This is a genomic window from Zwartia hollandica (genome assembly GCF_019923725.1).
Classification (GTDB): Bacteria; Pseudomonadota; Gammaproteobacteria; order Burkholderiales; family Burkholderiaceae_B; genus Zwartia; species Zwartia hollandica.
In genome coordinates this window covers 165,735-177,935 of record NZ_JAHXRI010000025.1, presented here as the reverse complement: position 1 = coordinate 177,935, position 12,201 = coordinate 165,735, and the positions used below count along the sequence as shown (strand labels likewise).

Annotated in this window: 14 protein-coding genes; 5 read left to right on the top strand and 9 right to left on the bottom strand. The window is 52.3% G+C overall.

Annotated features, from left to right (window positions below):
• Positions 1-5 precede the first annotated feature (5 nt).
• The 5 genes from KZZ10_RS15285 to KZZ10_RS15265 all read right to left on the bottom strand — a co-directional run bounded on the left by KZZ10_RS15285 (position 6) and on the right by KZZ10_RS15265 (position 3,124).
• A complete protein-coding gene (locus KZZ10_RS15285; protein WP_259662403.1) occupies positions 6-212 on the bottom strand; it encodes a hemin uptake protein HemP in 207 nt (68 codons plus the stop codon).
• A 66-nt stretch (positions 213-278) separates the two neighbouring features.
• A complete protein-coding gene (locus KZZ10_RS15280; RefSeq protein WP_259662402.1) occupies positions 279-1,208 on the bottom strand; it encodes a metal ABC transporter solute-binding protein, Zn/Mn family in 930 nt (309 codons plus the stop codon).
• Positions 1,208-2,101, bottom strand: a complete 894-nt coding sequence (locus KZZ10_RS15275; RefSeq protein ID WP_259662401.1) for a metal ABC transporter permease — start codon at positions 2,099-2,101, stop codon at positions 1,208-1,210. The genes KZZ10_RS15280 and KZZ10_RS15275 overlap by 1 nt, the downstream gene beginning before the upstream one ends.
• Positions 2,101-2,886, bottom strand: a complete 786-nt coding sequence (locus KZZ10_RS15270; RefSeq protein WP_259662400.1) for a metal ABC transporter ATP-binding protein — start codon at positions 2,884-2,886, stop codon at positions 2,101-2,103. Before KZZ10_RS15270 ends, KZZ10_RS15275 begins: the two co-directional genes overlap by 1 nt.
• Entirely contained in the window at positions 2,879-3,124 is a 246-nt protein-coding gene (locus tag KZZ10_RS15265) for a hypothetical protein (RefSeq protein WP_259662399.1), read from the bottom strand. Before KZZ10_RS15265 ends, KZZ10_RS15270 begins: the two co-directional genes overlap by 8 nt.
• Positions 3,125-3,228: 104 nt before the next feature.
• Between KZZ10_RS15265 and KZZ10_RS15260 the strand changes: the two genes are divergently transcribed.
• Positions 3,229-3,618 (top strand): Fur family transcriptional regulator, encoded by a 390-nt coding sequence (locus tag KZZ10_RS15260; RefSeq protein WP_259662398.1) that lies wholly within the window; start codon positions 3,229-3,231, stop codon positions 3,616-3,618.
• A 3-nt stretch (positions 3,619-3,621) separates the two neighbouring features.
• Here the strand turns inward: KZZ10_RS15260 and KZZ10_RS15255 are convergent, their stop codons facing one another.
• The 4 genes from KZZ10_RS15255 to KZZ10_RS15240 all read right to left on the bottom strand — a co-directional run bounded on the left by KZZ10_RS15255 (position 3,622) and on the right by KZZ10_RS15240 (position 7,656).
• Positions 3,622-4,692 carry a nickel/cobalt transporter gene (locus KZZ10_RS15255; RefSeq protein ID WP_259662397.1) on the bottom strand — a complete coding sequence of 357 codons (1,071 nt, stop codon included), beginning with the start codon at positions 4,690-4,692 and terminating at the stop codon, positions 3,622-3,624.
• A complete protein-coding gene (locus KZZ10_RS15250; protein WP_259662396.1) occupies positions 4,686-5,363 on the bottom strand; it encodes a DUF1007 family protein in 678 nt (225 codons plus the stop codon). Before KZZ10_RS15250 ends, KZZ10_RS15255 begins: the two co-directional genes overlap by 7 nt.
• Positions 5,364-5,426: 63 nt before the next feature.
• The gene (locus KZZ10_RS15245) at positions 5,427-6,836 is read right to left on the bottom strand and encodes an MmgE/PrpD family protein (RefSeq protein WP_259662395.1); all 1,410 of its coding nucleotides are present in this window, start codon (positions 6,834-6,836) and stop codon (positions 5,427-5,429) included.
• The gene (locus tag KZZ10_RS15240; protein WP_259662394.1) at positions 6,829-7,656 is read right to left on the bottom strand and encodes an N-acyl homoserine lactonase family protein; all 828 of its coding nucleotides are present in this window, start codon (positions 7,654-7,656) and stop codon (positions 6,829-6,831) included. The genes KZZ10_RS15245 and KZZ10_RS15240 overlap by 8 nt, the downstream gene beginning before the upstream one ends.
• Positions 7,657-7,848: 192 nt before the next feature.
• On the opposite strand from KZZ10_RS15240, the gene KZZ10_RS15235 reads away from it, so the two are divergent.
• The 4 genes from KZZ10_RS15235 to KZZ10_RS15220 all read left to right on the top strand — a co-directional run bounded on the left by KZZ10_RS15235 (position 7,849) and on the right by KZZ10_RS15220 (position 12,199).
• Positions 7,849-8,550, top strand: coding sequence for a substrate-binding domain-containing protein (locus tag KZZ10_RS15235; protein WP_259662393.1), 702 nt, complete (start codon positions 7,849-7,851; stop codon positions 8,548-8,550).
• An 18-nt stretch (positions 8,551-8,568) separates the two neighbouring features.
• Complete coding sequence (locus tag KZZ10_RS15230) at positions 8,569-10,203, top strand: amidase (protein ID WP_259662392.1); 1,635 nt, start codon at positions 8,569-8,571, stop codon at positions 10,201-10,203.
• Positions 10,200-11,069, top strand: a complete 870-nt coding sequence (locus tag KZZ10_RS15225) for an isocitrate lyase/PEP mutase family protein (protein WP_375372583.1) — start codon at positions 10,200-10,202, stop codon at positions 11,067-11,069. Before KZZ10_RS15230 ends, KZZ10_RS15225 begins: the two co-directional genes overlap by 4 nt.
• A gap of 65 nt (positions 11,070-11,134) precedes the next feature.
• Positions 11,135-12,199, top strand: a complete 1,065-nt coding sequence (locus tag KZZ10_RS15220; RefSeq protein WP_259662438.1) for a tartrate dehydrogenase — start codon at positions 11,135-11,137, stop codon at positions 12,197-12,199.
• Positions 12,200-12,201: the final 2 nt, after the last annotated feature.

Genomic DNA, 12,201 nt, shown 5'->3' with positions numbered 1-12,201 from the left:
GAATATTATTTAGTGAGAATCAACTTACCAAGAGAGGTCTTGCGCAAGCGGTACAGCACACCGTCATGTTGGATATGAATTTCAAGAGCCGAGCGAAACAGAGCCTGGCTCGTGGTGTGCATGACACCCTGCTGCGGCAAACCAGACACCCCAAGATTTTGGGGCTTTGGCTTTTTGGCAGCGGGGTTTAACGCATGAGTAATGACATCCATGCGCATATTCTAAACGATAATGATTCTCATTTGCAAGTTTGTCACGGCATTTCTTGCATTGTGTTTTTACTGTCTCGGCGAAAGTCCCTTGATGATGGTCGCTGCATTGTGCTCGATCATTTTCAAATAGGTGTCCATCGCTGTACCTGGCTCAGAGAGAGCGTCGGCATAGAGCGTCCCGCCAATCCGCGCCCCACTCTCCTTGGTAAGACGTTCGAGCACGCGTGAATCAGAAATGTTTTCAACGAAAATCGCAGTGACCTTGTTCTTTTTTATCTGGTCAATGATGCGCACAACGTCGGCAGCGGAAGGTTCACTACCTGTCGATAAACCCTGCAGTGGGTAGAACTTAACGTTGTAGGCGGCAGCAAAATATCCAAACGCATCATGTGAAGTAATAATACGTCGTTGTGCAACAGGGATTGCTTTGAACCGCTCGCGTATCGACTGATCAAGCGCATCTAACTCCCTACTATAAGCCGTTGCACGCTGTTCGAACTCCTGGGCCGCCTCAGGCTTTGCAGCAGCAAGCGCAACACGTATATTTTGTACATACTGTTTGATGTTCAATGGGTTCTGCCAGGCATGTGGATCAGCCGCATGACTATGGCTATGCCCATGCTGATGCCCATGACCTGCCGCCTCTTGAATGGTCTTTATGCCTCGGCTGGCTACGACGACCGAGCCGCGATATCCAGAGGACTTTATCAAGCGATCCATCCAGCCCTCAAAACCCAGACCATTGATCACAACAAGTTTGGCGTTAGCAAGGCGCTTGGCATCAGCCGGAGTTGGATCAAACACATGAGCATCTGAGTTCGGTGCCACCAAACTCGTCACCTCGACATGCGAGCCACCAACCACTCTCACGAGATCCGCAAGAACTGAAAAACTAGCCACGACCGGCAAAGGCTGAGCCGCTGCAGGGGCGACAAGAACACTCGCAAGTGCAATCAACAGCCATGAGCGAAACGTGCGAAATGTACTAAGGTGCATTATGACTCCTTATGTTGTGGGGCAGGAAACCACACTTGTCTAAGACTATCGCGCGAACCAGCAAACAAGGAAACCAAGTAGAGCGCCCCAGCCACCAGCACAATACTTGGCCCTGAAGGAAAGTTGGCGTGGTATGAAATCAACAGCCCCACGACCGCGCTTGCCGCGCCAATACCGGCAGCAACGCTCGCCCGAGCAATGACGCCGTAACACCAAAATCGAGCTGCTGTGGCTGGCAACATCAACAAACCGACGGCCATCAAGGTGCCCAGTGCTTGAAAACCAGACACTAAGGTCAAGACAACCGTCAACATAAACACTTGATGAATCAGCCCACCACGACCATCGACGGAGCGCAAAAACGCTGGGTCAAAGCATTCAATCACCAACGGACGCCAAATAACGGCCAAGACCAGTAAAGTGACAGTCGAGGCGCCTGCGATCATGATCAAGGATTCATCATTCGTCGCCAAAACACTCCCAAATAGAAAGTGCAATAAATCCACTTTGCTTCCACTGGTGGAAATCAACATTACGCCAGCTGCTAAAGAAATAAGGTAGAACGAAGCGAAACTCGCATCCTCTTTTTGTTTGGTCCAACGCGTGACTAGGTTTGCAACTAGCGCCATCAAGGCAGCGGCTACAAAACTACCAATCGTCATGGCCGGCAGCGAAAGACCAAAAAATATAAAACCAACTGCAGCCCCTGGGAGCACTGCATGTGCGATCGCATCGCCCGCTAGGCTCATGCGCCGCAATACTAAAATGGTACCAATCGGGCCACACGCCAAACCGATGATGACACAAGCCACGAGCGCGCGTCGCATAAAGCCATAGTCGACAAACGGCAAGAATACAAAGTTATATATTTGTTGAAATGCGTCCGTCAGCATTAGAGACGTCCTCCAGCTTCGGGAGCCCGAACGCACCACGGTGCTCGGTCATCCCAATATTCTGCCGTTGCACGAGCCCGAGATAAATTATCAGTACTCAAGACAGCCTGCGTGGCATCCCAGGCAATCGCCTCACGCGCTAATAAAAGTGTTTGGGGAAAGTATTGACGAACCATCTCCAGATCATGCAGAACAGCAATCACGGTCCGCGAGTGGTGATGCCAGTCTAAGACGACTTGCAGCAAGTCTTCAACCGTTCGCGTATCCAGTGCGTTAAACGGCTCATCCAACAAAATTACAGGTGCGTCCTGCATCAGTAGGCGTGCAAAAAGAACGCGCTGCAATTGTCCGACCGATAGCTCTCCGATAAAACGTCGCTCAAAGCCGACGAGACCCACCGCCGCGAGCATTTCAGTCGCCCTCTGCTTGATCTCACGGGATGCTGGCAAAAAACTCCCCATGATCTTCCATGCCCCGAGAACCACGACATCGAGAACGCGAACGGGAAAATCTCGATCAATCGCTGATTGCTGCGGTAAGTAGGCAAGATCAATGCGCGAAGCATCTCCAAACCGAATAGATCCCTCAATACCCTTCAATTGACCTGAGAGAGCCGACAAAAGAGTGCTTTTCCCAGCACCATTAGGCCCGACAATCGCGGTGAGCGAACCCGAAGCGAACGTTCCCGACAGGTGATGTACCGCCGGATGTCCATCATAGGCAATCGTCAAATTCGTCAACGCAATTTCCGGCGCGAAACTGCCTTGCTTAGTGAGCTTATCCATTGTTCTGCAGCGCCCACCACACAGCGATCCAAACGAGACCGATCACGCCACAGACAACGGCGACACGCTGAGCAACGCCACTGAGCACCGGACTGCGTAGCGCCGGAGGCGCATACACAATCCCCCTAGACGTGCGCGGGCCCTCGCCCCCCAGTCCGACTTGGTCTTGGTGGTGGTGCTCATGATGGTGCTCATGAGGATGAGCATGCAAATGCTCGTGCTTCGATGATGACGACATTGTCGTAGGGGTTAGGTTTAGAAAAGACTGGTTAAGATGAGGAAATATTCACACAATTCAATAATGATAATACAATATCAATATTGATGTAGGTAAGATACGGTATGAACAACAATCATGCTCCAAAAGTAGAACGCTCGACACGCCAACGTGCGGCGATCCGCGAAGCGATTGAACAAGCCGGACGCCCCTTGCTGGCGCAAGAAGTGCTTGAGCTTGCTGGTCTGCATGTACCCCGCCTTGGCATTGCGACGGTTTATCGCAACATCAAAGTCATGGTGGAAGAAGGCGCGATCAAGCAAGTACTGCTGCCTGGAGAGAACCCGCGCTTCGAACTAGCGGGGCACGACCACCACCATCATTTTCAATGCAATGCATGCCAGAAAGTGTTCGATATCCACTCCTGCCCAAGCGACTTGGGCAATCTAGCCCCTAAAGGCTTCAAAGTCGAAAGTCACGACCTCACGCTCTACGGGCGCTGCAAAGACTGCTAGCCGTCAAGCATGCGTTGACCAGGCGGCGCTAAACATCAACAGTCCAAATAGCAAGACCGCGACCGAGGCAAGGCCTTGCACAAGCGCGACCAAGTACGTGCCCAACCGCAGTTTGGGTCCATCAACGATTTTCTCTAAGGCATGATTCGCCCAAAGCGAGGCACTCGCCAACGCAGCCACTGTCAAACCCGTACCGAGCCCCATTGCCAACGCTGCGGCGACGCCTGCAATAAAGAAACCTTGCGAGAGTGTAAAAACCAAAACAAAGATAGCACCGGTGCAAGGCCTAAGTCCAATTGCCAAGACCGCAGAGGTCGCCCTCGACCAATTGAGTTTGCCGCTCACTAGCGCTGGATCGGGTGCATGTAAGTGCCCGCAGCCACAAGCGTCATCGTGGTGATGATCGTGATGATGCCCCTGGTGATGAGCGTGAGCATGTGATCCATGATCATGCCCAGCATGGGGAGACACTTGCTGAGACGACCCACGCTGAAACGCCACACGTATGACATGCCGATAAACAAGCAAGAGCCCAAGCGCAACCATCATGAAATAGGAGCCAAGCTCCAGCCACCAGGTTGCCCGATTTAAAGTCATCCCCGACACATTTAACAAACCTGCTGCAACACCCACTAGCACGACGGCAACGACAGCCTGCAAAAATGCTGACAGTAAGGCCAAAAGCGCTCCATTACGTATCGTCTCTCGGTTCGCAAGCACGTACGCAGTCAGCACTGCTTTTCCGTGCCCAGGTCCAAGAGCATGAAACACCCCGTAAGCAAAGGAGAGGCCCAACAAGAGCCATGCGGCCCAGCCATCCTGCTGCCACGCACGAACAGCCCCGGTGAGTTGTCGGTAAAAATGCGATTGCCACATCGCCATCTGGGCAGAGAACTCACTGAACCAGCCTCCCAAGTTGAAATTTAACCGTTGCTCCGGTGTCGCAAACGGGTGAGCTGTTTGAGCGAGCACCTCTGCGCTCATTAAAAACAAACCGCAAACGTACAACCCAACGACGAACGCGATCGTTGGCCGCTTCAGAAAGCGTTGGAGCTGCAACGGGCCTCTCAACATGTCACCTTAAATTGGTGTGATAGCTGCTTAGTGATCTCTTTTAATTCAGGCGGTAGCTCCTTCTGGTCTGCAGGAATGGACCAAAGAAGCCTTTCTGTTTTGGGGTCGAGCGGACGTGGGGACAGATAGTTGATTCGGCAACTCTTGGGCGCACCGTCCAAGCGATAGGAGGCAGCCCCTTTATACGCGAATGCAACGAAATAGCTCGGGTCGTAAATATCAACTTCTACCGCTTGTTTACCGGGGGTTATGGGCAGAGTGAAGGGCAGCTCAAACGACAATGTCAATTGACCGCTTTTTGGCTCCCAGGTTGTCACCGCCTCCTTAGCCAAGCCAAATGCAAATTTTTTCGTCCCTTGCAGCGTCTCCGTAAAGAAATGCGACTCAGGGTCAGCAAGCGCAGTCATCCACTCTTTCGTTATTTTTTCGAGCTCATCTTGCGCAACCTCTCCGGACTTGGAGCGAGGCATGCCCTGCAGGGCATAGGCCGCGAATAACTCATCAAACTTCCAGCTCTGGCGCAAGGAAACAATCTGCCCTTCGCTATTAAATAAAAGTTGCACGCCACCATCGATAAAAATATGGGGGTGAGCGAATGCTGGTATGTGAAAGCATAACCAGAGGCTAAACACCTGCAGACACTTTCGAAGAATCACTGAACTGCGCGACATACCACTTACCTTTAACGAGGATGGAACCCGATCTGACAACAAAAGTCGGGTTAGAGTTCCATTTTAAGTCGATACGACCCTTGCCGCTGCCAACAACTCAAATAGTTCCGTGGTGTCCTCAAGCCTATCGAGCTTGTCAATCAGGGCAATCGAGCGGTCGATTTGACTGGCGGACAAGCATGATTGCACAACATGACGGTACTTATAGACTACCTCATCGTGGGATAAGGGATTTTCCGGACTACCACGACGATTGAGTATTTCATGCTCAAAGCGACGTCCGTCGGTCGTCGTAATGCCTACCCTGGCTGCATGGCGATAAGCGGGTCCCATCGCATCAATCTCTGAGTCGATCCGCGCTTGAATCCGCCCAATGAAATCCATAATCTGGGGATCAGCTAAACGCTGCTCCTGATACTGCGCAACAAACGCCATGCCGTCAAAGCCCATCACCGCTAAACCGTAGTACAAGTTCATCTGGGCTGCGGTCACACCTTGTGCCTTGTACTCCCAGGCGCAATGCGTAAAGGTCATTGAACTGACACCAACATCGAGCGTTTTAATATCCTGAGGCGTCAACTTATGTTTGGTCAAGAGCGCGGAGAACGCGTCCAAGGCCGAATGAATGCTTGTGACACAAGCGTGCGGCTTGTAGCCAACCTTCCCGGTCTCCCAGACGGACCCTAACCCCTCCAATAATCGCTCTGGGTTGGGACTATTTGAATAGGTACTTAAGTAGCCACCGTAACCGGCCTCTAGCACATCGGTAATCCCGGTAAAGTCTCTCTGTGCCAAATACGCCGAATACACACCACTCTGCGCTGCCCGGCCAGAGTGAAAACGTTTCACCATTGCCCCTTCCTGCGCAGCCATCAATCCACCCGCCTGTGATCCAGCGATACCCAGCGCGTGTTGTGTACGCAAGGGATCAAGCCCAAGCATCGCCGCGGCACTGGCTGCCGCCACAAACACACCGGAGGCACCCTGCGGATGAAATCCTCTAAAAAAGAGACCCATCGTCGCAGCATTGCCAATACGAGTGCCAATCTCATAGCCGGCCGTCATCGCTTTAAGCAAAGCGCGACCATCGCGCTGCTTCGTCTGTTCGGCTAGTGCCACAACAACCGGCGTTGCAATCGAACCCGCATGCAAAATCGACTCTTTGTGAATATCATCTAGCTCAAATGCATGACCAGCCGTCGCATTCACGAGCACAGCCGAGCTCACCGAAGTTTTTTGTCCACAACCAAAAATTGATGCGACAGGCCGTGCCCCCTCTTCTTGCACCATCGCGGCGACACGTTGCGTCCAGGGTAAGGTTGCACCAAATAAACAGCAACCCACACTATCCAGAAAACTCGTACGCATACGCGCGATGACTTCAGGCGGAATATCTTGAAAGCGAAGCTGCGCCGAGAAGGCCGCCAACTCGCGCGTCGCACCTGGCAATAACGAAACGGGATGGCTATCCATGGCTGGGCTCCAAATCTAAGCGGGCGACGATACCCGTCATAGCTTGTGACGCCGCTGGATAACGCTGCATAACAAGAGGGTCATGACCGGGGATGATATGGCGATTCGATTGCGCTAACGCTTCAAGCTTAGCGTATCCCTGCAATGCTTCGCCAACATTAAACATCGTTGTGTAGGCACGCCGCTTTTCAAAATGCTCGTAGTAATGACTCGTATCTGAGGCAAGTACAACCCAGCCGCGTTGAGTCCACACGCGTACACACTGCATACCATGTGTGTGACCTCCGATACGGTGAACCGTCAGGCCCGGCGCCAAGTCACCCTTGCCCGCGTAAAAACTCACGCGGTTTTTATAGACCAAGCGCACCATACCCACGATCTCGTCGACTTCATAGCTATGGCTGAATTGCTTCTGACACATGTGGCGGCCAGTTGCATAGGCCATCTCATCGTCTTGCAAATGAAACTGAGCTTGCGGGAAGCTTTCAAACGTGCCTACATGATCGTAATGAAGGTGCGTGATGATCACATGTTGGACGGTCGCCGCGTCAACACCTAACAGCTTGAGTCCTTCAGCTGGTGTCCGCAATAAGGTTCGCCCACGCTTGGCAGCCATCTCTGCGCTAAATCCCGTATCCACGACAAACGTGTGCTCGGCATTACGCACCACCCACACGTAGTAATCCATCGCCATCGGACCATCGTGCGAATCCCCGCCAATGAAATGGTTTTTGCGTAAGGCCTCGCGTGTTGCGTACTTCACCGCAAACACCTCATAAGGCTGAAGATTCATTTCTGTCTGCTCAACATCTCGTGTCATTGTTCCTCCGGTTTACACCCATTCGCCACATTCTTGCGTACGCGCCGCAACCCGCTAAGCATTGCTTGTTTCATGCGTTTTTGCGCACTGCACACAAACTTATTAAATCGTGAACCCAATGCTAACGAGCGGATACCTCCGGGTCAATCGAATAGAATCAAATCATCTTTGATTGCATAACCCCGAGACACTATGACGACTCCGAACCAGTCCCTAAAATTATTTTCTACGATTGCGATGCGCAACGTGCTCAAAGAGATTATCCCCGAGTTCGAAAAGCGCACTGACGCACACGTGACGATTGAGTATGGTGCGACCGCTCAGTTATCGGAACGCATCCGGGCAGGCGCGCGCGCCGATGCCATCATGGCTGTATCAACTTCTATTGATGAACTCATCAAAGAAAACATCTTACACAGCGGAAGTCGTTTGGACTTTGTCAGCTCGGATGTCGCAATGGCAGTCAAGCAAGGCACTCCTGCACCGGACATCTCTACGGCAGAGGCTTTCAAAGCGACGCTCCTATCCTGTCGCTCAATCTGTTTTTCTAAGCAAGGTGCAAGCGGTATGTACTTCGCCAGCTTATTAAAAAAAATAGGGATTGAAGACGAAGTGAGAGCTAAAGCACTAGTCTTACCAGAGGGCTTAACCGGTGAACCTGTCGCCCGCGGAGAGATCGAGCTCGCCGTACAACAGATGAGCGAGTTGATGCAAGTATCAGGGATTCATATTTTTGCAAAACTTCCCCCCGCCGTTCAACAATCAACAATCTTTTCTTTAGCTAGCTTCACCGAGACAAAGCAAGCAAAGGTCATTCAGTCCTTAGCAACCTTTATGCACTCTCCAGAAGTAGCTGCCGCCTTACACTCCCAAGGCTTGGACCCACTGCTTTAACTCCTTACGAGGCTCCGTATGACAACAGAATTACATTTCTTAACGATTGCAGAAGCGTCGCAACAAATTAAAGCGCGTACGTTGTCACCAGTCGAATATGTCGATCATCTAGCGAAGCGGATAGAGGCTATTGATCCACAAATCAATTCCTTTATTACTCCAACAGTCGAAATGGCTCGCGCACAAGCCAAGACGGCCGAAGCAGAAATCACAGCTGGCAATTACCGCGGTCCGATGCACGGCATCCCCTACGGTGCGAAGGACATCTATGAGACCGCTGGGATTCTGACGACTGGCGGTTCGCGCATTGCTCAGCACCATGTCCCTAAGCATGATGCGACGACCATCTCCAACATGCGAAATGCGGGCGCCGTCTTGCTCGGTAAACTCAACACGCACGAATTTGCGCACGGAGGTCCTTCGTTTGACGTGCCCTGGCCAATAGTCCGTAACCCTTGGAGCTTGGACTGCTTTAGTGGCGGATCCTCCAGTGGCTCGGGAGCTTCTGTTGCTGCGGGCCTTTTGCCTGCAGCGTTAGGCACAGACACAGGAGGCTCTATCCGCGGGCCTGCTTCTCTCTGCGGTATCGCAGGATTTATGCCGAGTTCTGGGCTAGTGAGCCGAACTGGAGTCATGCCAAATTCGTTCACACTTGATCACTGTGGTCCTATGGCCTGGACCGTGAAAGACTGTGCCATCATGCTGCAAGCTCTTGCTGGGCATGATCCCGCTGACGGCAACAGTTTTATACAAAACATACCAGACTATAGCGCTGGCCTAGACGGTGACTTGAAAGGTTTGCGCGTTGGAGTATTGCGCTATGTATGGGAGGGTGATCTACCCATTTCAGCCGACCACCAACAAGCACTAAACAATGCCGTGCAGGTTTTAAAAGGACTCGGCGCAACGGTGTCAGACTGCACGCTTCGTCCGATGCAGGAGTACATGGATGTCAAGGTCGTGCTGGCCGAGACCGAGATTTTTACGGTTCAACAACAAGGTCTCATTGAGCGACCCGGTGACTACGGTCGAGATTTTCTGACACGTATATTGCCTGCAGTGATGTTCCAGTCTGCCGATTTTGTCGCAGCGACCCGAGAGCATCGCCGTATGATCCACGAAATGGCACCCATCTATGAGAAGTTTGATGTGTTGCTCATGCCAAGTTTTGGCGCTGCCAAACCCATCACGGCGCACCGTCCGATCAGCTTTTGGAAAGGGGCCAATGCACAAGTGCTGGCTAACATTACGGCAGGACCTGCCCTTGCAATGACCTGCGGTTTTAATGCGAGCGGACTGCCGATGGGCATGCAACTCGTCGGAGCCCCATTGCAGGATGCACAAGTGCTAAGAACAGGACATATTCTAGAGTGCGCACTTGCGCTGCGCGCAAAGCGTCCTCAGTTAACGCCCGGCGACACTGCCCCCTCTCTAATTACGCCAGACCTGACTCCAGACAGTTCCCACTGTGATGCGGCGACCAGAGACTTTGCGCATCGTATGGCTATCAACGCGGGATTACGGCTGAATGATGAGCTTCTTGAACTGCTATTTGAGGCAGCGCCCTACGCATTACAAATGACTCGACGCCTACAGAAAAATCGAGATTGGTTTGATGAGCCCGCTAATAATTTTCGACCTGGTGCAAGATGATGACCGTTAAACAACGTTTACAAAAAGAAGAGATTCTCCTTGCACCAGGCATCTACGATGCCTTCTCTGCAATGGTCGCTGAGCAAACTGGTTTTGAAGCGGTGTATCTGTCGGGCGCATCGATTGCTTACACCACGCTCGGGCGCTCCGACGTCGGCTTAACCACGTTCACCGAGGTCAATGAAAAAATTGCTCAAATACGTGACCGTATAAAGTTGCCTATCATCGTGGATGCGGATACGGGATTTGGGAACGCACTCAACACGGAACGCACAGTACGCGGCTTCGAACGCAGCGGTGCAAACATCATTCAGCTCGAAGACCAGAGTTTTCCCAAACGCTGTGGGCACCTCGAAGGAAAAACGCTTGTTAGTACGCAAGAGATGGTAGGCAAGATTCAGGCAGCGACTGACGCGCGCCACAACGCCGACACGCTGATTATGGCGCGTACCGATGCTGTCGCCGTCGAGGGTTTCGAAGCTGCCTTGGAACGCGCTGAGAAATACCTCGCCGCCGGTGCTGATGTATTGTTTGTGGAGGCGGTTCGATCCGACGAGCAAATGCAAGTCGTGAACGCGCAGTTCAAGGGCCGCGCGCCCCTCTTGGTCAATATGGTCGAGGGTGGAAAAACGCCAGTAAAATCGACACAAGTGCTACAGTCGCTTGGCTATTCCATCGTAATTTTTCCAGGCGGCACGGTCCGCGCCGTGGCAAATACACTGCAGCAATATTATGGAAGCCTTAAGCAGACCGGTAGCACTCAAGCCTTTCAGGACAGAATGCTCGACTTTGATGGGCTTAATGACCTCATTGGGACTCCGGAACTATTGGCGCGCGGCAAGCGCTACGAGAGTGGCGAGCGCTGAACCGCTTAGACAGACCATCCACACCCTTTGAAGCAGTAGCTTTAACGACACACATAAACAAAATGATGAAAACATATCGCATAGCAACAATCCCCGGAGACGGCATTGGAAAAGAAGTCGTCCCTGAGGGCCAAAAAGTTTTAGAGGCCATTGCCCAGAAAGACAAAAATATAAAGTTTGAATTTCAGGACTTTGATTGGGGTGGCGACTACTACCGCAAGCATGGAATGATGATGCCTGAGGAGGGCCTCAACGCCTTGCGCGACAAGGATGCCATTTTGTTCGGCTCCGCTGGTGATCCCCATATTCCGGACCACATCACCCTGTGGGGCTTACGTTTAAAAATCTGCCAGGGCTTCGATCAGTACGCGAACGTTCGTCCCACGCGAATTTTGCCTGGTATCGATGCACCGCTCAAACGCTGCACACCTGAACAGCTTAACTGGATCATTGTGCGCGAAAACTCAGAAGGTGAGTATTCAGGCGTTGGCGGCCGAGCCCATCAAGGCCACCCTATTGAGGTGGCAACCGATGTGAGCATGATGACGCGAGCCGGCGTTGAACGCATCATGCGTTATGCCTTCAACCTTGCACAGTCGCGCCCACGTAAGTTGTTGACCGTCGTCACGAAGTCGAATGCGCAGCGTCACGCCATGGTGATGTGGGACGAGATTGCGGTCCAAATCGCGAAAGAATTTCCTGATGTCAAATGGGACAAGGAGCTTGTTGACGCAGCGACAGCCCGCATGGTGAACCGCCCCGCCACGCTCGACACGATTGTCGCGACTAATCTGCACGCAGACATTTTGAGTGATCTTGCAGCCGCTTTAGCTGGCAGTCTAGGGATTGCGCCGACGGGCAACATTGATCCAGAAAGACGCTACCCCTCTATGTTCGAACCCATTCACGGCTCGGCTTTCGACATTATGGGCAAAGGTCTTGCTAACCCAATCGGTACATTCTGGTCCGTAGTAATGCTGCTCGAGCACCTCGGTGAGCAGGTTGCAGCAGATCGTTTAATGCAGGCAATTGAGGCCGTCACTGCAAACCCTCGCCTGCATACCCGTGATCTAGGTGGCTTGGCGACTACTGCACAAGTTACGGCTGCCGTTTGTGAGCAACTGAAGTAATT

Bases quoted from the DNA above. Each gene is read 5' to 3' on its own strand.
- KZZ10_RS15270 (WP_259662400.1), bottom strand. From the start codon at position 2,886: ATGGATAAGCTCACTAAGCAAGGCAGTTTCGCGCCGGAAATTGCGTTG.
- KZZ10_RS15230 (WP_259662392.1), top strand. From the start codon at position 8,569: ATGACAACAGAATTACATTTCTTAACGATTGCAGAAGCGTCGCAACAA.
- KZZ10_RS15260 (WP_259662398.1), top strand. From the start codon at position 3,229: ATGAACAACAATCATGCTCCAAAAGTAGAACGCTCGACACGCCAACGT.
- KZZ10_RS15240 (WP_259662394.1), bottom strand. From the start codon at position 7,656: ATGACACGAGATGTTGAGCAGACAGAAATGAATCTTCAGCCTTATGAG.
- KZZ10_RS15235 (WP_259662393.1), top strand. From the start codon at position 7,849: ATGACGACTCCGAACCAGTCCCTAAAATTATTTTCTACGATTGCGATG.
- KZZ10_RS15280 (WP_259662402.1), bottom strand. From the start codon at position 1,208: ATGCACCTTAGTACATTTCGCACGTTTCGCTCATGGCTGTTGATTGCA.
- KZZ10_RS15250 (WP_259662396.1), bottom strand. From the start codon at position 5,363: ATGTCGCGCAGTTCAGTGATTCTTCGAAAGTGTCTGCAGGTGTTTAGC.
- KZZ10_RS15285 (WP_259662403.1), bottom strand. From the start codon at position 212: ATGGATGTCATTACTCATGCGTTAAACCCCGCTGCCAAAAAGCCAAAG.
- KZZ10_RS15245 (WP_259662395.1), bottom strand. From the start codon at position 6,836: ATGGATAGCCATCCCGTTTCGTTATTGCCAGGTGCGACGCGCGAGTTG.
- KZZ10_RS15255 (WP_259662397.1), bottom strand. From the start codon at position 4,692: ATGTTGAGAGGCCCGTTGCAGCTCCAACGCTTTCTGAAGCGGCCAACG.
- KZZ10_RS15225 (WP_375372583.1), top strand. From the start codon at position 10,200: ATGATGACCGTTAAACAACGTTTACAAAAAGAAGAGATTCTCCTTGCA.
- KZZ10_RS15265 (WP_259662399.1), bottom strand. From the start codon at position 3,124: ATGTCGTCATCATCGAAGCACGAGCATTTGCATGCTCATCCTCATGAG.
- KZZ10_RS15220 (WP_259662438.1), top strand. From the start codon at position 11,135: ATGAAAACATATCGCATAGCAACAATCCCCGGAGACGGCATTGGAAAA.
- KZZ10_RS15275 (WP_259662401.1), bottom strand. From the start codon at position 2,101: ATGCTGACGGACGCATTTCAACAAATATATAACTTTGTATTCTTGCCG.